At 68.0% G+C, this 18,644-nt stretch carries 18 protein-coding genes and 1 tRNA gene; 6 read left to right on the forward strand and 13 right to left on the reverse strand.

From position 1 onward, the window contains the following. A partial coding sequence (locus tag AB0I19_RS25855) for a peptidylprolyl isomerase (protein WP_357151930.1) occupies window positions 1–464 on the forward strand: 464 nt, incomplete at its 5' end. A gap of 96 nt (window positions 465–560) precedes the next feature. Here the strand turns inward: AB0I19_RS25855 and AB0I19_RS25860 are convergent. Together AB0I19_RS25860 and crgA are read right to left on the reverse strand one after the other, a co-directional pair. Continuing rightward, complete coding sequence (locus tag AB0I19_RS25860; protein ID WP_357151933.1) at window positions 561–1,019, reverse strand: PH domain-containing protein; 459 nt, start codon at window positions 1,017–1,019, stop codon at window positions 561–563. A gap of 76 nt (window positions 1,020–1,095) precedes the next feature. After that, the gene (gene crgA / locus AB0I19_RS25865; RefSeq protein WP_067495154.1) at window positions 1,096–1,359 is read right to left on the reverse strand and encodes a cell division protein CrgA; all 264 of its coding nucleotides are present in this window, start codon (window positions 1,357–1,359) and stop codon (window positions 1,096–1,098) included. Window positions 1,360–1,454: 95 nt separating this feature from the next. Here crgA and AB0I19_RS25870 point away from each other — a divergent pair, with 95 nt between their 5' ends. The 3 genes from AB0I19_RS25870 to AB0I19_RS25880 all read left to right on the forward strand — a co-directional run bounded on the left by AB0I19_RS25870 (window position 1,455) and on the right by AB0I19_RS25880 (window position 3,456). Beyond that, on the forward strand, window positions 1,455–2,117 hold the full coding sequence (locus tag AB0I19_RS25870) for an aminodeoxychorismate/anthranilate synthase component II (protein ID WP_357151936.1): 663 nt from the start codon (window positions 1,455–1,457) through the stop codon (window positions 2,115–2,117). Beyond that, window positions 2,114–2,866 carry a dihydrofolate reductase family protein gene (locus AB0I19_RS25875; RefSeq protein ID WP_357151939.1) on the forward strand — a complete coding sequence of 251 codons (753 nt, stop codon included), beginning with the start codon at window positions 2,114–2,116 and terminating at the stop codon, window positions 2,864–2,866. The genes AB0I19_RS25870 and AB0I19_RS25875 overlap by 4 nt, the downstream gene beginning before the upstream one ends. Before the next feature lie 131 nt (window positions 2,867–2,997). Next, window positions 2,998–3,456: a deaminase gene (locus AB0I19_RS25880; RefSeq protein ID WP_357151941.1), complete on the forward strand. Its 459-nt coding sequence runs from the start codon at window positions 2,998–3,000 to the stop codon at window positions 3,454–3,456. Window positions 3,457–3,463: 7 nt separating this feature from the next. Here the strand turns inward: AB0I19_RS25880 and AB0I19_RS25885 are convergent, their stop codons facing one another. The 8 genes from AB0I19_RS25885 to AB0I19_RS25920 form a co-directional block, all read right to left on the reverse strand. Further along, on the reverse strand, window positions 3,464–3,883 hold the full coding sequence (locus tag AB0I19_RS25885; protein WP_067495164.1) for a CBS domain-containing protein: 420 nt from the start codon (window positions 3,881–3,883) through the stop codon (window positions 3,464–3,466). A 65-nt stretch (window positions 3,884–3,948) separates the two neighbouring features. Next, window positions 3,949–5,838 (reverse strand): Stk1 family PASTA domain-containing Ser/Thr kinase, encoded by a 1,890-nt coding sequence (gene pknB, locus AB0I19_RS25890; protein WP_357151944.1) that lies wholly within the window; start codon window positions 5,836–5,838, stop codon window positions 3,949–3,951. Further along, entirely contained in the window at window positions 5,835–7,325 is a 1,491-nt protein-coding gene (locus AB0I19_RS25895; RefSeq protein ID WP_357151947.1) for a serine/threonine-protein kinase, read from the reverse strand. The genes pknB and AB0I19_RS25895 overlap by 4 nt, the downstream gene beginning before the upstream one ends. Before the next feature lie 37 nt (window positions 7,326–7,362). Continuing rightward, window positions 7,363–8,826, reverse strand: a complete 1,464-nt coding sequence (locus AB0I19_RS25900; RefSeq protein WP_357151950.1) for a penicillin-binding protein 2 — start codon at window positions 8,824–8,826, stop codon at window positions 7,363–7,365. Continuing rightward, on the reverse strand, window positions 8,823–10,295 hold the full coding sequence (locus tag AB0I19_RS25905) for an FtsW/RodA/SpoVE family cell cycle protein (RefSeq protein WP_067495175.1): 1,473 nt from the start codon (window positions 10,293–10,295) through the stop codon (window positions 8,823–8,825). The genes AB0I19_RS25900 and AB0I19_RS25905 overlap by 4 nt, the downstream gene beginning before the upstream one ends. Next, entirely contained in the window at window positions 10,295–11,737 is a 1,443-nt protein-coding gene (locus AB0I19_RS25910) for a PP2C family serine/threonine-protein phosphatase (RefSeq protein WP_357151952.1), read from the reverse strand. The genes AB0I19_RS25905 and AB0I19_RS25910 overlap by 1 nt, the downstream gene beginning before the upstream one ends. Beyond that, window positions 11,734–12,210 carry an FHA domain-containing protein gene (locus tag AB0I19_RS25915; RefSeq protein ID WP_067495180.1) on the reverse strand — a complete coding sequence of 159 codons (477 nt, stop codon included), beginning with the start codon at window positions 12,208–12,210 and terminating at the stop codon, window positions 11,734–11,736. The genes AB0I19_RS25910 and AB0I19_RS25915 overlap by 4 nt, the downstream gene beginning before the upstream one ends. 165 nt (window positions 12,211–12,375) lie before the next feature. Next, window positions 12,376–13,767: a DUF3662 and FHA domain-containing protein gene (locus tag AB0I19_RS25920; RefSeq protein ID WP_067495183.1), complete on the reverse strand. Its 1,392-nt coding sequence runs from the start codon at window positions 13,765–13,767 to the stop codon at window positions 12,376–12,378. Window positions 13,768–13,985: 218 nt separating this feature from the next. On the opposite strand from AB0I19_RS25920, the gene AB0I19_RS25925 reads away from it, so the two are divergent. Beyond that, a tRNA-Leu gene (locus AB0I19_RS25925) sits at window positions 13,986–14,068 on the forward strand. Between the two features lie 57 nt (window positions 14,069–14,125). On the opposite strand, the gene AB0I19_RS25930 is transcribed toward AB0I19_RS25925, so the two are convergent. Together AB0I19_RS25930 and AB0I19_RS25935 are read right to left on the reverse strand one after the other, a co-directional pair. Further along, complete coding sequence (locus AB0I19_RS25930; RefSeq protein ID WP_357151955.1) at window positions 14,126–14,764, reverse strand: methyltransferase domain-containing protein; 639 nt, start codon at window positions 14,762–14,764, stop codon at window positions 14,126–14,128. Between the two features lie 700 nt (window positions 14,765–15,464). Next, window positions 15,465–16,490 carry a stage II sporulation protein M gene (locus tag AB0I19_RS25935; protein WP_357151958.1) on the reverse strand — a complete coding sequence of 342 codons (1,026 nt, stop codon included), beginning with the start codon at window positions 16,488–16,490 and terminating at the stop codon, window positions 15,465–15,467. Between the two features lie 18 nt (window positions 16,491–16,508). Between AB0I19_RS25935 and AB0I19_RS25940 the strand changes: the two genes are divergently transcribed. Then, window positions 16,509–17,255: an RDD family protein gene (locus AB0I19_RS25940; RefSeq protein WP_357151961.1), complete on the forward strand. Its 747-nt coding sequence runs from the start codon at window positions 16,509–16,511 to the stop codon at window positions 17,253–17,255. Between the two features lie 91 nt (window positions 17,256–17,346). Here AB0I19_RS25940 and AB0I19_RS25945 read toward each other — a convergent pair whose 3' ends face one another. Continuing rightward, on the reverse strand, window positions 17,347–18,642 hold the full coding sequence (locus tag AB0I19_RS25945) for a DUF58 domain-containing protein (protein ID WP_357151963.1): 1,296 nt from the start codon (window positions 18,640–18,642) through the stop codon (window positions 17,347–17,349). Window positions 18,643–18,644: the final 2 nt, after the last annotated feature.

Raw genomic sequence — 18,644 nt, forward strand, 5'->3', positions numbered from 1 at the left:
CGTTTTTCGGTAACCACGCGCCCAAGACGGTGCGCAATTTCGTCGGCCTCGCCGACGGCAGCGCCCCGTACACCACCCCGAACGCGGGTGGCACGGAAGCTGGCCCGTTCTACGACGGCGCCGTCTTCCACCGGGTGATGCAGGGATTCATGATCCAGGGCGGTGACCCTACCGGTACCGGCCGCGGCGGTCCGGGCTACGAATTCGGCGACGAGTTCCATCCCGAGCTGCGTTTCGATCGCGGATACCTGCTGGCCATGGCCAATGCGGGCCCGGGTACCAACGGATCGCAGTTCTTCATCACCGTCGGCCCGCAACCGCATCTGAACCGCAAGCACACGATTTTCGGCGAGGTGGTCGACCCGGATTCACGCAAGGTGGTCGACGCGATCGCGGCGGTGGAGACCGACCGCAACGATCGCCCGACCGAACCGGTCGTCATCTCTTCGGTCACTGTTACATAGCGGCTGGCGCCGCGGTTCTCGGCGCTTGACTCCGAGAACAGAACTCCCCGTCGCGATCGTCGCGGCGGGGAGTTCTTTGCTTCACGTGAAACAACGTCAGTCGGTGGCGACCTTCGCGAAGCCGTTGACGACGAGGGCGTCGAAGACGTCGGCAGGGTTGGCGCCCAGGTCCCAGCGACCGAAGATCAGCAGGCGCTCGGTGTCGTTGTGGCGGACGTCGACCTCGAGCATGGTGTTCTTGCGGCCGATGCGCCGGTAGGAGGTCACACGGATCCGGTCGATGTGGTCGAGGGGGTATTCGTCGCGGCCGGTGAGGGTGCCGACGACGAGGCGCGGCGGGGAACCGGGAACCATGGTGAGCCGGGGGCGCTGACGCAGGGCGAGCACGGCCATGGCCAGCACCGCGACGGCGGCGACGCCGAGGAACAGCCGCGAGGGGCCGTCCTGAGCAAGAACGGCCGCTACGGTCAGCAGGAGGCCGCCGCCGGTCACCGCGATCAGGGCCGCGGTCGGCGTGGTCCATGACTTGCTGGCGGCGGGTCGACCTGCGTTCACGCGGCTTGTTCCCTCATTGATCCTCGAGTTGTCCACAGCTTCATCCACAGGTGTGCATGAATGACACCGGTGTAGTTCAGCGCCACCGCATGGTCATGATGAGTCCGATGACCATCAGGCCGAAACCGATCAGGAAGTTCCAGGCGTTCAGGTCGTTCATCCAGCTGATCTTCTCGGCAGCCAGGTAGTACACGAGCAGCCAGAGCAGGCCGGCCAGCATGAAGCCGAGCATGATCGCGACGTACCAGACAGGCGACGGACCCGCTTTGACCTTCACCGGGGTACGGCTGGCAGGGCTCGGGGTGTAATCGGCCTTCTTACGGACCTTGGACTTGGGCATGACGTCCTCGTATTCTCCGGTACTGGTCGTCTCCTAGGCTATCCCACCAGGTAATGGATGCGACGACCTACCGGCCGGGCACGTACCCTCGTTGCATGCGTGTTCTGGTCGTCGACAACTACGACAGCTTCGTGTTCAACCTGGTGCAATACCTCGGCCAGCTGGGTGCCGACGCCGTCGTATGGCGGAACGACGACCCGCGCCTGGCCGATCTCGACACCCTGCTCACCCGCGGCGACGAAGGCGGCGCTTTCGACGGCGTACTGGTGAGCCCCGGGCCGGGCAGCCCCGACCGGGCGGGCGCGAGCATTCCGCTGGTGCACGCCGCCGCCGAGTACGAGAAGCCGCTGCTCGGCGTCTGTCTCGGACACCAGGCCATCGGCGAGGCGTTCGGTGGCACCGTCGACCGGGCGCCGGAATTGCTGCACGGCAAGACCAGCTCGGTGTACCACCTCGGCTCGGGCGTGTTGGCCGGTCTGCCCGACCCCTTCACCGCCACCCGATACCACTCGCTCACCGTGCTCCCGGAGACCATGCCCGCGGAGCTGGAAGTGGTCGGCCACACCGAGAGCGGCATCGTGATGGCCATGCGGCACCGCAGCCTGCCGATCCACGGCGTGCAGTTCCACCCGGAGTCGGTGCTCACCCAGGGCGGACACCGGATGCTGGCCAACTGGCTCGAGGTCTGCGGCGAACGCCCGGCCGAGGCGCTGGTGTCGGCGCTCGAGGCGGAGGTCGCCGCGCTGGTGACCCCGTGAGCGAGGCCGCCGCGGCATCGTCCGGTGGCGACGGGAGTGTCGCCCCGCCGAGACGGCCGCGAGTGCTGTTGTCGGTGGCGACCAGTCTCGATGGCTACATCGATGACACGAGCGCGCAGCGGCTGCTGCTGTCCAACAGCGCCGATTTCGACGAGATCGATCGCTTGCGTGCCGAGTCCGACGCGATCCTGATCGGCGCGGGCACCTTGCGGATCGACAATCCACGGCTGCTGGTCAACAGCGCCGAGCGGCGGGCAACGCGCGTCGCGTCGGGACGCCCGGAGTATCCCGTGAAGATCACCGTCACCGCATCGGGTGAGCTGGATCCGGCGCTGCGCTTCTGGCACACCGGAGGCGCGAAGGTCGTCTACACCACCACGGCGGGCGCGGTCCGGCTCGGTGATCGACTCGCAGGCAGGGCCGAGGTCGTGTGCCTGGGCGACCGGCTCGACCTGGCCGCCTTGCTCGACGACCTCACCGCACGCGATATCCACAGGCTGATGGTCGAAGGCGGCACCGGGATGCACACCGCCTTCCTCGCCGCCGACCTGGTCGACGAGATCCGCGTGGCGATCGCGCCGATCCTGGTCGGTGACGCGGCCGCGCCCCGCTTCGTCGGCCCGGCCCTGTTCCCCGGTGGACCACAGCGTCGACTCCACTTGACGGGTGTGGAACAACTTGGGGATGTCGCTGTCATGAACTACCTGGTCGGCGCCCCCACAGACCCGGTTCGTCCACCGGCCCTGTGATCGGATTCCGGCTGTCGACCTGGGGAAATACCGCTGTTCACAGTTCATCCGCCGGTGTACTGCACAACCTGAACATGACCGACTCCACAAATGCCACAGGCTGTGGATAACTTCCGAACCCAGGGGAAATGGTGCACACAGACAGCCTCGATCACCGCTTCATGCACAGGGCCATCGAGCTGGCCCGGCAGTGTCCGCCCAGTTCGACGGCCTACTCGGTGGGCGCGGTCATCGTCGTCGACGGTGTGGAGATCTCCACCGGCTACTCACGTGAGACCGACGAAAAGGTGCACGCCGAGGAATCGGCGCTGAACAAACTCGACGCCGACGACCCCCGCCTGGCCCGCGCGACGATCTACAGCACGCTCGAACCCTGCTCGACGCGCGCCACCGCGACCCGGCTGCCCTGCACCGACCGCATCCTGGCGGCGGGTATCCCCAGGGTGGTCATCGCCTGGCGCGAACCGAGCCTGTTCGTCGCGGCCTGCGAGGGTGTGGACAAACTCCGAACCAACGGTGTGGAGGTCGTCGAGCTCACCGACCTGGCCGAGGCGGCCAGGTCGATGAACGAGCACCTCGACCTGAGCTGACGGGGAGTCAGGGCCGCCCGTAGATGGCGGTGACGAACTCGCCGAGCTGATTGTCGTCCAGGTGGCGAGCCAGATCGGCCTCGCTGATCATGCCGACCAGCCGCTTGTTCTCGATCACCGGCATCCGCTTGACCCGATGGTCTTCCATCTGGTCGAGCACGTCTTCCACGTCGGCGTCCGCGCTGATCCAGCGCGGCGTCGCCTCGCACAGTTCGGCCGCGGTCGTCAGTTCCGGTGACAGGCCGCGCGCGATGCACTTCACGACGATGTCGCGGTCGGTGATGATGCCGCACATGCGTTCGTTGTCGTCGGCGACGACGAGCGAGCCGACACCGAGATCGGCCATCGCCGCCGCGGCCGTGGCCACGGTGTCGTCGCGGGTGATCCACTGAGCGCCGGGCTTCATGATGTCCCTGGCTGTGGTCATGGGCTACCTCCTCGTTCAGCAGTGCTGGGTGGGATGGAGCTAGCCCAAGTCTAGGCCCGTGGGCCTCACCGTGGAATGGGTGAGGCTCCTACCTGCAGGATCACGTTTCCGTTCATCGTCACCGAGGTGCCCGCCGGCGGATTCTGCCCGACGACCTTGCCCGAGGCGCTGCCGTCGAGGGTGATGACCGTCGTCTGGCTGAGCTGACCGGTCCAGCCCTGCGCGCGCAACTTCTCCTGGGCCTGGGTGGGGGTGAGCCCGGTCAGGTCAGGAACGGTGATGCGGTCGCCGAGGGACACCTGCACGGTGATGGTCGAACCCTTCTCCGCGTTGCTGCCGCCCGCCGGGCTCGTGGAGAGCACCTGGCCCTTCGGCTGGGGCGAGAGCACCTCCTTGACCTCCACCTTGAATCCGGCGCTCACGGTGAGGTTCGGTTCGGCGACGGAGATGTCCTGGCCGACCACATCGGGTACCCGGACCTGTTCGGGCCCGCTGCCGATGACGATGACGATCGGCTGCTCGATGTCGATGCGCACGCCCGCGGTCGGTTCCTGCCCGATCACCCGGTCGGTGTCGGCGACGCTGGAGGCGCGCCGCTGTACGTTCGGATCCATCTGCAGCCCGGTCGAATTCAGCGCCTGCTCGGCCTCGGCCTGGGTCATCCCGAGGATGCGCGGCACCGCGACCTGCGCGGGTCCGGTCGACACCTGCAGGGTGACGGTGCTGCCCTCGTCGATGCGCGACCCACCGAGCGGCTGGGTGGCGATCACATTGCCCGGCGCGACCTTGCCGTCCGGCTTCTGCTGCACGGCCACGCTGAAACCGGCCTTGACGAGCTCGGATTCGGCCTGCTGCGCGGTCTTGCCGGACAGGTCGGGCACCGCGACCTGGTCGGGCTTGCTGCCCGGGCCGATCAGCACCCAGAACATGCCGAACGCGACGGCGAGCGCCGCGGCGACGCCGAGCGCGATCAAACCGGTGCGATTGCCCTGCTCGGCGGGCGGGCCGACGGCGGGGTGTTCGGAGGTGTCGTCGCGGTCGTGGAACCGGCGCGGCGCGGGCTCGTCGTAGCCGGCGTAGTCCTCGTCGTTCATCACCATCGGCGCGCTGGGCTTCTGCCCACCGAGCACGCGGATCAGATCGGCGCGCATCTCCGCGGCGGTCTGGTAGCGGTTGGCCGGGTTCTTGGCCATCGCTTTGAGGATCACCGAATCGAGCTCGCGCGGGACCGCCGGGTTCACCGACGACGGCAGCGGCGGGTCCTCCTTCACATGCTGATAGGCCACCGCGACCGGCGAATCACCGGTGAAAGGCGGCTGGCCGGTGAGGATTTCGAACAGCACACAGCCGACCGAGTACACGTCCGAGCGCGCGTCGACGGTCTCGCCGCGCGCCTGCTCGGGTGAAAGGTATTGCGCCGTACCGATCACGGCGGCGGTCTGGGTCATCGGGTTGGAGCTGTCGGCGATCGCGCGCGCGATGCCGAAGTCCATCACCTTCACCGCGCCCGCACGGTTGATCATGATGTTGGCGGGCTTCATGTCCCGGTGGACGATGCCCGCCTTGTGGCTGAAGTCGAGTGCGGCGCAGACATCGGCGACGATCTCCATCGCCTTGCGCGGCGCCAGCGGACCCTTGCCGCGCACGATGTCGCGCAGGGTGTCGCCCTCGACGTATTCCATGACGATGTAGGGCAGCGGCCCGTCGTCGACGGTGGCCTCGCCGGTGTCGTAGACCGCGACGATGGCCGGGTGGTTCAGCGCGGCCGCGTTCTGCGCCTCGCGCTTGAAGCGCAGGTAGAACGTTGGGTCGCGGGCCAGGTCGGCGCGCAGCACCTTGATCGCGACGTCGCGCGAGAGGCGCACGTCGCGGGCCTTGTGCACCTCCGACATGCCGCCGAACCCGATGATCTCGCCCAGCTCGTACCGCGAGGAGAGATTCTTCGGGGTGGTCATTGCTGTCCTATGTTCGGGCCTACGGCGTTGTTGTCCTCATTCGGAAATGGTAGATCGAAGGTGGGGATACGCGGCTTGTCCCGGGTGGTGGTCGCCGCCGCCGGTTTCGTGGTGGTCGGTTCCGGTTTGGTCGTCTTGGGGACGGTGGTGGTCGGTTCCGGTTTGGTCGTCGTCGGTTCCGGCGTGGTGGTCGGCGGTTCCGTTGTCGTCGTCGGTTCCGGCGTGGTCGTCGTCGGGCGGTCGGGTTGCGTCGGCGCGGGTTCCTCGGAGGTGACCGGCGGCGGCAGCGGACGGGTGGTCGTCACCGGCGGAGCCACCGGCGCGGTGGTCTGCACGGTGGTTGTGGTCGGGCCGGTGTCGCGGTTGGGTTCGCCGCCGAACAGCAGCCAGATCACGCCACCGCCGAGCAGCAGCGCGCCCACACCGAGCGCGATCAGCCATTTCTGGTTGTTCTTGGCATCGTTGGTCGCGGCGACGGCGGCGGGCGCGGCGGCCTGGGTGGCCGGGCCCGCGTATCCGCCGGTCGGCGGCTGATTGCCGAAACGCATGGTCGCGCCGTCGTAGTCGGCGGCCGGAATCACGGTGGTCGGGCCGGGCGGCAGTACGCGGGTCGCCCCGGTCATCGACGCGGCGGCACCACCGGGCACGGGCGGCATGTGTCCGGCGCGCACGGCGGCCACGGCATCGGCGAACTCGCCACCGCTGCGGTAGCGCTGCGCCGGATCCTTGGCCATGGTGATCGCGATCAGCTCGTGCACATTGGCGGGCAGATCGGCGGGCAGCGGCGGCGGCGCGTCGCGCACGTGCTTCATGGCGACGGTGATCGCACCCTCACCGGTGAACGGGCGGACGCCTGCCAGCGCCTCGTACCCGACCACGCCGAGGGAGTACACGTCGGAGGCGGCGGTGGCGTCCTCGCCGACGGCCTGTTCGGGGGCGATGTACTGGGCGGTACCCATCACCATGCCGGTCTTGGTCACCGGGGATGCGTCGACGGCCTTGGCGATGCCGAAGTCGGTGATCTTCACCTGACCGGTCGGCGTCACCAGGATGTTGCCCGGCTTCACGTCGCGGTGCACCACACCCGCGGCGTGGGCCACCTCGAGCGCGCGGCCGGTCTGCTCGAGCATGTCGAGGCCCTGGATCACCGAGAGCCTGCCCATGCGGTTGAGCACGGCGTTGAGCGGTTCGCCCTGCACCAGCTCCATCACCAGGTAGGCGGTTTCGCCGCCGGACGGGTCGGTGGTCTCGCCGTAGTCGTAGATGCCCGCGATCCCCGGCGCGTTCAGCTGCGCGGTGGTGCGTGCTTCGACCCGGAACCGCTGACGGAACGTCGGGTCGGCGGAGAACTCGGTCTTGAGGACCTTGACCGCCACCCGGCGGTCGAGCCGGGTGTCCATCGCTTCCCACACCTGACCCATACCGCCGGTGGCGATGAGCCGCTGCAGGCGGTAGCGGTCGGCGATCATGGCGCCGTTGTTCAGCATCGGGGCCCCCGTGTTGTCACTCGCACACTCATTTCGTTCAGCCCCCTGCCAGGCCTGCGTCCAGTACCGACCTGGCGATCGGTGCGGCCACCGAGCCGCCGGTCGCCGCCAGCGCCCGGTCGCCGCCGTTCTCGACGATCACCGCGATGGCGATCTTCGGGTTCTGCGCGGGCGCGAAGGCCATATACCAGGCATGCGGCGGGGTGTTACGGGGATTGCTGCCGTGTTCGGCCGTGCCGGTCTTGGACGCGATCTGGTACGGCGACCGGCCGCCGCCCGCGGTGTTGGCTTCGGAGGCGATCATCAGGTTCACCAGGCTCGACGCTACCTGTGGACTCACGGCCTGGCCCACCGAGAAGGGCTCGGTCACACTCAGTTCCGACAGGTCGGGAGCCTGCGTCTGGTCGACCAGGTACGGCTGCATCCGGGAGCCACCGTTGGCGATCGTCGCGGCGATCACGGCGACGTCGAGCGGGGTCACCGCGACATCGCGCTGACCGATGCTGCTCTGGCCGAGAGCCGCGTTGTCGGGGATCGGCCCGACCGTCGACTCGGCGACCGGGATCGGGACGCCGCGGTGCGGGCCGATCCCGAAGGCCGCGGCCTGGTCCTTGAGTTCGGCGGCGCCGACCTTCATCCCCAGCTCGACGAACGCGGTGTTGCAGGACCGCCGGAAGGCCTCGGTGAGCGAGGCGGTCGGCTGGTCACCGCAGGTGGCGCCGTTGTAGTTCTCCAGCGTGGTCCTGGTGCCGGGCAGGGTGATGTTGGGTGCGGCGGTGAACTGGTCGTCCACGCTCACACCGTTGGCAAGCGCGGCGGCGGTGACCACGGCCTTGAACGTGGAACCGGGCGGATAGGTCTGCGAGACCGCGCGATTGAGCATCGGCTGGGACGGGTCGTTCTTGAGCCGGTCCCACGCCGCCCGACCGGCCGCGCCGTCGTGGCCCGACAGTTCGTTGGGGTCGTAGCTCGGGGTGGAGACCATCGTCAGGATCTTGCCGGTGCTCGGCTCGATCGCCACCACCGAACCGGTGTAGCCCTTGGCGGTCATCTCGTCGTAGGCCACCTGCTGCATCACCGGGTTCAAGGTGGTGATCACGTTGGCGCCGCGCGGGTCGCGACCGGAGAACATGTCGACGAGCCTGCGCCCGAACAGGCTCGAGTCGTTGCCCGAGAGCAGCGGGTCCTCGGCCAGTTCGATCCCGGTCTTGCCGTACTGCATCGAGTAGAACCCGGTGACGGGCGCGTAAGCCGGTGGGGTGCTCGGGTATTGGCGCAGGTACTTGTACCGGTCGTCGGTGGCGACCGACCCCGCGAGCACGGTACCGCCGGCCGAGATCTGGCCGCGCTGGCGCGAGTACTCGTCGAGCAGCACGCGCACATTGCGCGGGTCGGCGCGCAGGTCGTCGGCCTTGACCACCTGCAGATAGGTGGCGTTCACCAGGAGCGCGACGACCATCACCATCACGGCGACGGCGACCCGGCGTAGTGGAGTGTTCATGCGCTCGCCCTGCCTTCCGACCTGCGCAACAACTCGGTCGACGCCTCGGCGATCGGCGCCGGTGCGCGTTTGCGGGTCGGCGCGGGCGCGCGGGCGGCGTCGGAGATCTTGATCAGCAACCCGAGCAGCGCGTAGTTGGCCAGCAGCGAGGAGCCACCGTAGGAGATGAACGGTGTGGTCAGACCCGTCAGCGGGATCAGCTTGGTGACGCCGCCGACCACCACGAAGATCTGGATGGCGATGGTGAACGACAGGCCCGCCGCGAGCAGCTTGCCGAAACTGTCGCGCACGGCGAGCGCCGTGCGCAGCCCACGCACGATGAAGATCAGGAACAGCATCAGCACGGCGGCCAGACCGATCAGGCCGAGTTCCTCACCGATGGTGGTGACGATGAAGTCGGTCTTGGCGAACGGCACCTGCTGCGGACGCCCGCTGCCCAGACCCGTGCCCGCCAGGCCGCCGGTGGCGAAACCGAACAGCGACTGCGAGATCTGGTAGCCGGTGTTGTGGTAGTCGTCGAACGGGTGCAGCCAGGTGTCCACGCGCACGCGCACATGCCCGAACAGTTGGTAGGCGAACACGAAGCCGAGCGCGAGCAGGCCGCCGCCGATGAGCAACCAGCCCACCCGTTCGGTCGCGATGTAGAGCATCACCAGCACCGTGCCGAAGATCAGCAGCGAGGTGCCGAGATCCTTTTCGAGCACGAGCACACCGATGCACACGACCCACACGATCAGCACCGGACCGAGGTCGCGCGGACGCGGGAACTCCATGCCGAGGAAATGCTTGCCCGCGGCGGTGAACAGGTCACGCTGGGCGACGAGCACACCCGCGAAGAAGATGATGAGCAGGATCTTGGCGAATTCGCCCGGCTGCACACTGAATCCGGGGAGCTTGATCCAGATCTTGGCGCCGTTGACTTCGGAGAACCGGCTCGGCAACAGTGCCGGAATCGCCAACGCGATCAGTCCGACCAGGCCTAGTGTGTAGGTGTAGCGCGCCAGCGTGCGGTAGTCACGCAACACGATGAGCAGGCTGATGAACACCACGATGCCGAGGCCGGTCCACATGATCTGCTGGTTGGCGTCCGGGGACGGGATGGGGCTCGAGTCGTATGCCGCCTGCTGCGCGTCGGCGAGGTCGAGGCGGTGAATCAGGACGAGACCGAGACCGTTGAGCAGCGCCACGATCGGTAGCAGTAGTGGGTCGGCGAACGGCGCGAACCGGCGAACCGCCAGGTGCGCCACTCCGAACAGCGCGAGGAACGCCACACCGTACTTGGCGATGTCCCAGGTGATCGACTGTTCCTGGCTCGCCTCGACGATGAACAACGACACCGTCGTGATACCCGCCGCGCCCGCCAGCAGCAACAGCTCCTGGTTCCGCCGCGTCGAGGGCGGCGGTGCGGGCGCGAATCCGCCTGGGGGACTCGGGAAAGCCCCCGCCGACGGTGGTGCCGGTGCGGACATCAGTCCGTCACCCGGCAGTTCTCCCCTGAGATCTGCGGGGAAGGTGTCGGGGCGGGCGTAGTGGTCGGTGCGGGCGTCGGTGTCGCCGTCGCGGGCTGGTCACCGGGGCCGGGCGCGGGCGCCGGGGTGGCAGGGGGAAGCTCGGTGGGCAGCACACCCGGCTGCGGCACCGATTCCTTCTTGGGGCACGGGTCGAGCACCTCGCCGGTCAGCCGACGCATGCTCTCGCGGGCCTGGGCCAGCGAATCCGGCGGCAGGCTGCGCTCCACCTGGTCGCGGCCGGTCTGCTTGAGATCGCTGACCATCAGCTTCTTGCAGCCGGTGGGGGCGGTGGCGCCGACTTCGAGGAGGGTGATCTCGTTCTTGCTGTTCACGCAGGCAGTGAGCTCCACGTCGTGGATGGCGTAACCGAGGATCGAACCGGGCAGGCCGCGCATCACGACCACCTGATCGTTGTCGGCGCCCACGTAGTAGTTGCTGCGAATCATCTTGTAGCCCACCACGAGTCCCACCGCGACGGCCACGATCAAGGCCACCGACAGCAGCAGCCAGCGCAGCTTGTGCGACTTGGTCTCGGGCGGCGGGGGAGCGGCGGCGGCCCGGCGCGGCTGGGCGCGCGGCGGACGCATGGCGGCGGCGCGGCCGGCCGCGGTGTTCGGCGGCGGCGCGTCTTCCTCCTCCTCGGTGGAGGCGGCACCGGCGACGATCGGATGACTCTGCCCGTAGTCGAGGTCGATCACATCGGCGACGACAACGGTGACGTTGTCGGGACCGCCTGAGCGCAAAGCCAATTCGATGAGCCGGTCGGCGCACTCGTCGGTGTTGCCCTCGCGCATGGTGTTGCCGATGGTCTCGTCGCTCACCACGTCGGAGAGTCCGTCGGAGCACAGCAGATACCGGTCACCGGCGCGGGCTTCGCGCATGATGAGCGTCGGCTCGATCTCGTTGCCGGTGAGGGCACGCATGATGAGCGATCGTTGCGGGTGGGTGTGCGCCTGCTCGGGCGTGATGCGGCCCTCGTCGACCAGCGACTGCACGAAGGTGTCGTCGCGGGTGATCTGGGTGAGTTCGCCGTCGCGCAGCATGTAGGCGCGCGAGTCGCCGATGTGGACCATGCCGAGCTTGCGGCCGGCGAACAGGATGGCGGTGAGCGTGGTGCCCATGCCGTCGAGTTCGGGTTCGGCCTCGACGTGGTCGGCGATGGCGGCGTTGCCGGAACGGGTGGCGCGGTCGAGCTTGCCGAGGATGTCCTCGCCGGGTTCGTCGTCGTCGAGATGCGCCAGCGCGGCGATCATCAGCTGGGAGGCGACTTCGCCGGCGGCGTGTCCACCCATACCGTCGGCGAGGGCTAGCAGGCGAGCGCCCGCGTAGACCGAATCCTCGTTGTTGCCCCGGACGAGTCCGCGGTCGCTTCGCGCGGTGTAGCGCAGAACAAGTGTCACGATCGCAGCTCGATCACTGTTTTGCCGACCCGGACAGGAGTGCCGAGCGGAACACGGACGGCGGTGGTGACTTTCGCGCGGTCGAGATACGTGCCGTTGGTGGAACCGAGGTCTTCCACGTACCAGTCGTCACCACGCTGAGAGAGTCGCGCGTGCCTGGTCGAGGCGTAGTCGTCGGTGAGTACCAGCGTCGAATCGTCGGCGCGGCCGATGAGGACCGGCTGCGTGCCGAGTGTGATGCGAGTGCCGGCTAGTGAACCATGAGTCACCACTAGATACTTGGCGCCCTTCTGGCCTCGGCTCAGGGATGGCAGACCGATGGAACCACGCGCTCCGCGTGCGGCCCTCGGCTGTATCCGGATACCGGATGCCGCGTAGATATCGCTGCGCAAGGTCCGCAGAACGGCCCAGACGAACAACCAGAGCAGCAGCAGGAACCCCGCGCGGGTCAATTGCAGGATCAATCCCTGCACGGCGTTCCACCTCCTGTTCGCCCGGGTACGTCGGTACGGCAGGGGACGAAGTGACCCCCACCAGCGTGCTGGCTTGCGGGCCCCGAGGTCGGGGCCGTGCGTGTGATGGCAGCATCATAGGGCCGACGGCGTCGACACGTGACCTGCACCGCGCAGCTTACGGGATCAGACGATCCTGATCAGGATCTCGGAATGTCCGGCCCGGATGACGTCACCGTCGGCGAGCTGCCAGTCCTGTACCGGCGAGCCGTTGACCAGCGTGCCGTTGGTGGAACCCAGGTCGGAGAGCATGGCGGTCTGGCCGTCCCAGCGGACCTCGATGTGGCGGCGCGACACACCGGTGTCGGGCAGCCGGAAGTGCGCGTCCTGGCCGCGGCCGATGATGTTGGAACCCTCACGCAGCTGGTAGGTGCGGCCGCTGCCGTCGTCGAGCTGCAGCGTGGCCGAGTAGCTGGACTGGGCCGGGGCACCGTAACCACCCGCGGGCTGGCCGTAACCGGCTTGCGGCTGGGCGTAACCACCCTGCTGGCCGTAACCGGCCGGCTCCTCGTAAGCGGGCTCGGCGTAACCGGCCGCCTGGGCGCCGTAACCGGAGGACTGACCGTAGCCGGGCTCGGCGTAACCGTTCTGGCCGTAGCCGCCCTGCTGGTCGTATCCGGGTTCGGCATAACCCTGCTGGCCGTAGCCGGGCTGCTGGCCGTAGGCCTGCTGCGGATCGGCGTAACCCTGCTGGCCGTAACCACCCTGCTGGTCGTAGCCCGGCTCGGCGTACCCGGGCTGGCCGTAACCACCCTGCTGGCTGTAGGCCTGCTGGCCGTACCCGCCCTGCTGGTCGTATCCGGGTTCGGCATAGCCCTGCTGGCCGTACCCGGGCTGACCGTAGCCCGGCTGCGGGGCCTGGTCGTACCCGTTGTGGTACTCGCCGCCCTGCTGGCCGTAGGCGGGGTCGTAGCCGGGCTGGCCCTCGGGCGCGCCGTAGCCACCGCGGCCGTAGTCGTCGGCAGGCGGATAGGGAGCCCCAGGCGCGGCGGGCGGCGGTGCGTACCCGCGGTTGCGTGGATCGGACTCCGCGGGCTCTCGGCTTGGCTCGTAGCCTGAGTTGTGCGTCATGGGGCCAGCTCCTGGTTGCGGGTGTGCGGGTCGTTGTGGCGGTCCGGGGCGAGGTGGGACGGTCCCGCGACCGGCGTCGGGGTCGACGCGGCCGCTCGCTCTGAACATTCCGGTGTGCAGCGTAGGTGATGCCTCGAACGCCACGTGCACTTCGCCGTAGGTCTGCCAGCCCTGCTCGCGGATGTAATCCTGCAGATGTTTGGCGAACGCCTTGGTCGTCAGGTCGTGATCTGCGTCGAGTTTCCCGAAATCTGATTCGTTGATCGTGATCACATAACTGTTGGGTGCGAGCTGATGCCCGCCCTCCAGTTCCTGGATCCGATCTGCGGCTTCGCGCTGCAGCGCGGCCTCTACCTCCTGGGGAACGACGCTGCCGCCGAACACCCTCGCGAACACGTCACCGACGGCGCTCTGTAAGCGACGTTCGAATCTCGACACGATGCCCATCACAGCCCTCCCTTCGGTGCGCGTGTCCGTCCTGTCGGAGTGCCCTTTACGGCGTGTCCGAACCCGACCACGTTCCTTGCATGATATCCACGATCCTCCTACCAGGTAACTCCCGGCGCGGCGCCCCGGTTCCCGAGCCGAACACCTCCGCATCACCGCAGGTCAGAGGCTCGATTTTATTTTCAGCCGGAGAGCATGTTAGGTTTTTCGAGTCGCTCGGGCGAGTGGCGGAATGGCAGACGCGCTGGCTTCAGGTGCCAGTGTCCGTAAGGACGTGGGGGTTCAAGTCCCCCTTCGCCCACAGAGAGCAAAAGGCTCGATCCCACGGGATCGGGCCTTTTGTCGTTTCCGGCGACGCTCACCCCTTGCGCGCGACGAGTAGATGGAAGGGGAACGGCGGGCCGGGCAGGGTGCGCTGTTCGACCGTGAATCCGGCCCCGGTGAGCGCGCCCGTCACCTCGGCCACCGGGCGCAGCGTGAATCCATAAGGGGTGAAAGGCATCCGGGCCATCCCGTCCGGATCGCCGATGCCGATCACGGCCGTGCCGCCGGACCGAAGCACGCGGTCGAGTTCGGCACACGCGGCGGGCAGGTCGTCGAGGAAGTAGATGGTGTTCACCGTGATCGCCGCGTCCAGGCTCGCATCGGCCAGCGGCAGGGCGGCGAGGGTGCCCTCGGCGAGCACGAGCCGGTCCTCGGCCACCTCCATGGCATAGGTGCCACGGGCGCGGGCGAGCATGTCGGGCGAGGGTTCGATGCCGTGTACCACGCCGTCCGGGCCGACTCGCTCCAGCAGCATCGCCAGGCCCGCGCCGCCGCCGAAACCGATATCGGCCACATCCGCACCCGCGGCGGGGGCGGCGCCGTCGACGGCGCCCGCGATGGCGCGCTTGTTCCCCCGGTTGAGGAGAAAAGCCACCACCTTGCCGAGTGGTCCGTGCGGATTACCGAGCTGGCCGGCAACGATGGTGAGCAAACGGTCCTTGACCCCGGTCATCTCGTCATCGTAGGGCTTCGCCGTTCGGGGGCGGTGAGGCGAAGATCACAGCGCGGTAATCCGGCCGTCTTCCAGCTGTTTCACTGCCCGTCTCGCGCCGTTCGGGAGGCTCTGCGCAACTTGTCAGCCGCGCAGTAAGTAGCTGTATGGCAGGTGATTCGACCTGATTGCTAGTTGTCGATCATGTTTGCAGCCTTGTAAACCAACTTAAGGTTTCTTTTAAGGCTCCAAGTATCGCGCAACCGAAATTCGATTGCCGTTGTCGCAGGTTATCGGCTATGCGCGGGGCGCAGTCGGGGGTGCGGGCAATGGGCAGCAATATTCCCTGGACCACCCCATCGAACGCATGGGACCGTTGGTCCCAGGTTTGCCGAAGGTGAATTCCTGGTGTGTGCGATCGCCGTCCCGGCGAAGCGCCAGGAGTTAGCTGTAGTTGTGGAGGGCGTGCGCTTCACACGTCTTCGCAGACCCGCACTCGATACCCCTAACCTGCGCGTTGGGGGTTGCATGGGCATAACGATTGTGTACAGTTAACGGCAACGCTGGCCGCAGCTCGAGCTCGACTCGCTGCGGCCAGCGGAACTCAAATCGGGGGAGTTCACCAACTCGTAACCTCACGTAGCTGCTGATTGCCCAGTGGGCTCACAGCCGAGGTGTGCTCGGAGTTGCCTGCCGCACAAATGCACGTGCAGATGCGTGATCACCCCCGCGTGGGAACCTTCGGCAGCCATCGCAGGGCCGGATCGGGCATGGCCTCGGGCAGCGCGGAAGCGGCGTCCTGTTCTTCGGCGACCCGGCGGCCCACCACGAACACATAGGCGAGAAACAGGCCCTCGGCCAGGAAGCCCAGGGCGATGCGCACGGGCGCGGGCAGGCCGCTCGGCGTCACGAAGCCCTCGAGCAAGCCACACACCAGCAGCACCGCGACCAGCCCGAGCGCGACAGTGGCAGTCGCCCGGCCCTGCCGAGCCATCGCGGCGGCCCGGCTCGACCGACCGGGATCGACCAGCGTCCAGCCGAGCTTCAAGCCGACACCACCCGCCACGAACAGCGCCGTGAGCTCGAGCGTTCCGTGCGGAAGGATGAAACCGAAGAACGAGTCGAGCCGGTCGGCGTCGGCCATCAATCCACCGGTTATCCCCAGATTCAGCGCGTTCATGAACAGGGCATACACAGCCGGGAGGATCAGCACGCCGGTGAACAAGGCGATCGCCGAAACCCAGGAATTGTGGGTCCACACCTTGGCGGCGAAGGCGTCGTTGGGGTGTTCGGAATAGTAGGTCTCGAACGAACCCCCAGGTCCGGTGATGATCGAGTGATCGCCCTCGGGAATCCCCAGGGCTTCGCGGGCGCCTGCCGAGTTGTCCACAAGCACCGCGATCACCGTGCTGACGAGCAGGAAGATCGCGGTTGTCCCCAACCACCACGGCCACGCTCTGTACACAGCCGCCGGAAATCCCCTGGTGAAGAATCTGCCCATCTCGCGCCACGGCTGTGCGCGCGCCGCGAGTACGCGCCCACGCGCGCGGGCGAGCAGCGCGCTGAGCCCGGCGAGCATCTCGTGATCGGCGCGATGACCCTGCAGCTTGGCCAGCTGCTGGGACGCCGAGCGGTACAGGGCGATCAGTTCGTCGGCCTCGGCCCCGGTGAGCCTGCGCTGACGGACCAGCTGATCCAGCCGATACCACGACCGTTGACGCGCCCAGCTGTAGGCATCGGTGTCCATATCGGGAATGCTAGCCACATGGCCGAATTCACCACCGGCGAAGCGGTGGCGCTCGAACTTCCCATCGCGCGTATCCCCAGCCGTGCGGGCGCTTTCCTGATCGACCTGATGCTGCAGCTGACACTGGCCTTCTGCCTGTTCTACGCCGGGATGCTGATGCTGTTGTGGAGCGCCGCCGACGAGGCGTGGATGTCGGTACTCGCGGTGGTCACCATCGTGACCGTGCTGGTCGGCTACCCGGTGTGCAGTGAAACCCTCACCCGCGGACGGTCCCTGGGAAAGATGGCGTTCGGGCTGCGGGTCGTTCGCGCCGATGCGGGCCCGACGGATTTTCGGCACGCGCTCACCCGTGGGCTGGCGGGGGCGATCGTCGACTTCTGGATGCTCGGTGGCTTCGGCGCGGTCGCGGTGATCACCTCGCTGTGCTCACGCGAGGGCAGGCGCGTGGGTGACGTGCTCGCGGGCACGGTGGTTGTGCACACCCGTCAGCAGCTTCCCCGGCCCGCTCTGGCGGCCGCACCACCGTGGCTCACCGGCTGGGCGGCGCAGCTCGACCCGACCGGCCTGTCCGACGACCTCGCGACGGCCGCACGGCAGTACCTCACCAGGTTGCGCACCCTCACCCCGGCCGCCCAGCACCACCTGGGGACGAAGCTGGCCGAGTCGATGTGCGCGGCGGTCCGCACCCAGGTGCCCGCCGGTTATCCCCCGTATCACGTGATCGGCGCGATTCTGTCTCGGCGCCAGCAGCTTTCGCTGCGCTGAGAAGTTGTGCACAGGCTCGCCCTGTGGACAACCTGTTGGTGAATCGGTGCATGAACTGTGAGTGCCGGTGGAAACTCGGGCTGTCCACAACTCAGAGCGAACCGGACCGCTTGAGCTCCAGATACTCGTCGGCCAGCGCCTCCGGCAGCTGATCCGGCGCCGCGGTGACCACCGCGACCCCGCGCCTGCGCAGGGATTCCCGCACCACCGCGCGCTCGGCCAGCACGGTCTCAGCGGCGGCCGAGGTGTAGACGGCATCGGCGGTTTCCCGGTCGCGAGCGGCGGCGGCGATGTCGGGGTCGGTTACCGAGACGATGAGTACCCGGTGCCGTCGGGTGAGCGTCGGCAGCGCGGGCAGCAGGTGTTCGGTGACCGTCGGACCGTCCAGACTGGTGAACCACACGATCAGCGCGCGCCTGCGCACGCGGGAGAGCACGGTGCGAACCAGGCCGTCGGTGTCGGTATCCACAAGCTGCGGCGTGACCCCGGCAAGGGTGTGCATAAGTTTCATCGGCAGGCCCGCACCGCCGGCGCCGGTCACCTCCGCGCGCACCGTGCGGTCGTAGGCCAGCAGGTCGACGGTGTCGCCCGCCGCGCCGGCCAGCCCGCCGAGCAGCAGGGCGGCCTCGATCGCGCAGTCCAGCCTGGTGCCGTCGCCCACCCGGCCCGCGCTGACCCGGCCGGTGTCGAGCACCATCAGCATGTGCCGGTTGCGTTCGGGCCGCCAGGTGCGCACGAGCACATCGGTGGCGCGCGCGGTGGCCCGCCAATCGATGCTTCGCACGTCGTCGCCTGCCACGTACTCCCGGAACGAATCGAATTCGGTGCCCTGACCACGGGTATTGGCGACATTGCGGCCCTCGAGGTGATGCAGCCGCTTCACCTTCGACCGCAGCAGGCGCTCACTGCGGAAGGCGGGCAGCGCGCGGACGCGGGCGGGCGCGTCGACGCGGGCCTGCCGCCCGGCCATGCCGAGTGGTCCGAGCAGGCGCAGTGTCACCGGACCGGCCACCCGGTCACCGCGATATACCGGATTCAGCCTGGTGCGGAAGCGGATCCGGGTGTTCGGTGCCAAAGCCAGGCGGCGCGTGCGGTATTCGGCGCGCGCACTCTCGGGCCACGCATCCCACAGGAGTCCACGAACCGTGGCGGGGCCTGTATTGGTCACGGCCAGTTCGACTTCCGTCTCCCGGCCCAGCCGGACGACGGTCAACGGTTCGCGCGTCACGGTCAGCGTGTTCGGGCGGGCGGCCAGCGCCACATCGATCAGCAGGACGACGAGCAGCAGCGAACTCGCGCCGAGCACACCGCCGAACGACGGAACGGCGAACATCACCAGCGCGCCCGCTGTCGCGGCGAGCAGCGCGAACCGGCCTGTGACGACCACCG

Source organism: Nocardia sp. NPDC050413 (assembly GCF_040655475.1).
Lineage (GTDB): Bacteria > Actinomycetota > Actinomycetes > Mycobacteriales > Mycobacteriaceae > Nocardia > Nocardia coubleae.

Coding starts and splice junctions, on each gene's coding strand:
- crgA (WP_067495154.1), bottom strand. CDS start 1,359: ATGCCCAAGTCCAAGGTCCGTAAGAAGGCCGATTACACCCCGAGCCCT.
- AB0I19_RS25870 (WP_357151936.1), top strand. CDS start 1,455: ATGCGTGTTCTGGTCGTCGACAACTACGACAGCTTCGTGTTCAACCTG.
- AB0I19_RS25885 (WP_067495164.1), bottom strand. CDS start 3,883: ATGACCACAGCCAGGGACATCATGAAGCCCGGCGCTCAGTGGATCACC.
- pknB (WP_357151944.1), bottom strand. CDS start 5,838: ATGACCACCCCGAAGAATCTCTCCTCGCGGTACGAGCTGGGCGAGATC.
- AB0I19_RS25895 (WP_357151947.1), bottom strand. CDS start 7,325: ATGCTGAACAACGGCGCCATGATCGCCGACCGCTACCGCCTGCAGCGG.
- AB0I19_RS25900 (WP_357151950.1), bottom strand. CDS start 8,826: ATGAACACTCCACTACGCCGGGTCGCCGTCGCCGTGATGGTGATGGTC.
- AB0I19_RS25905 (WP_067495175.1), bottom strand. CDS start 10,295: ATGTCCGCACCGGCACCACCGTCGGCGGGGGCTTTCCCGAGTCCCCCA.
- AB0I19_RS25920 (WP_067495183.1), bottom strand. CDS start 13,767: ATGGGCATCGTGTCGAGATTCGAACGTCGCTTACAGAGCGCCGTCGGT.
- AB0I19_RS25930 (WP_357151955.1), bottom strand. CDS start 14,764: ATGACCGGGGTCAAGGACCGTTTGCTCACCATCGTTGCCGGCCAGCTC.
- AB0I19_RS25935 (WP_357151958.1), bottom strand. CDS start 16,490: ATGGACACCGATGCCTACAGCTGGGCGCGTCAACGGTCGTGGTATCGG.
- AB0I19_RS25940 (WP_357151961.1), top strand. CDS start 16,509: ATGGCCGAATTCACCACCGGCGAAGCGGTGGCGCTCGAACTTCCCATC.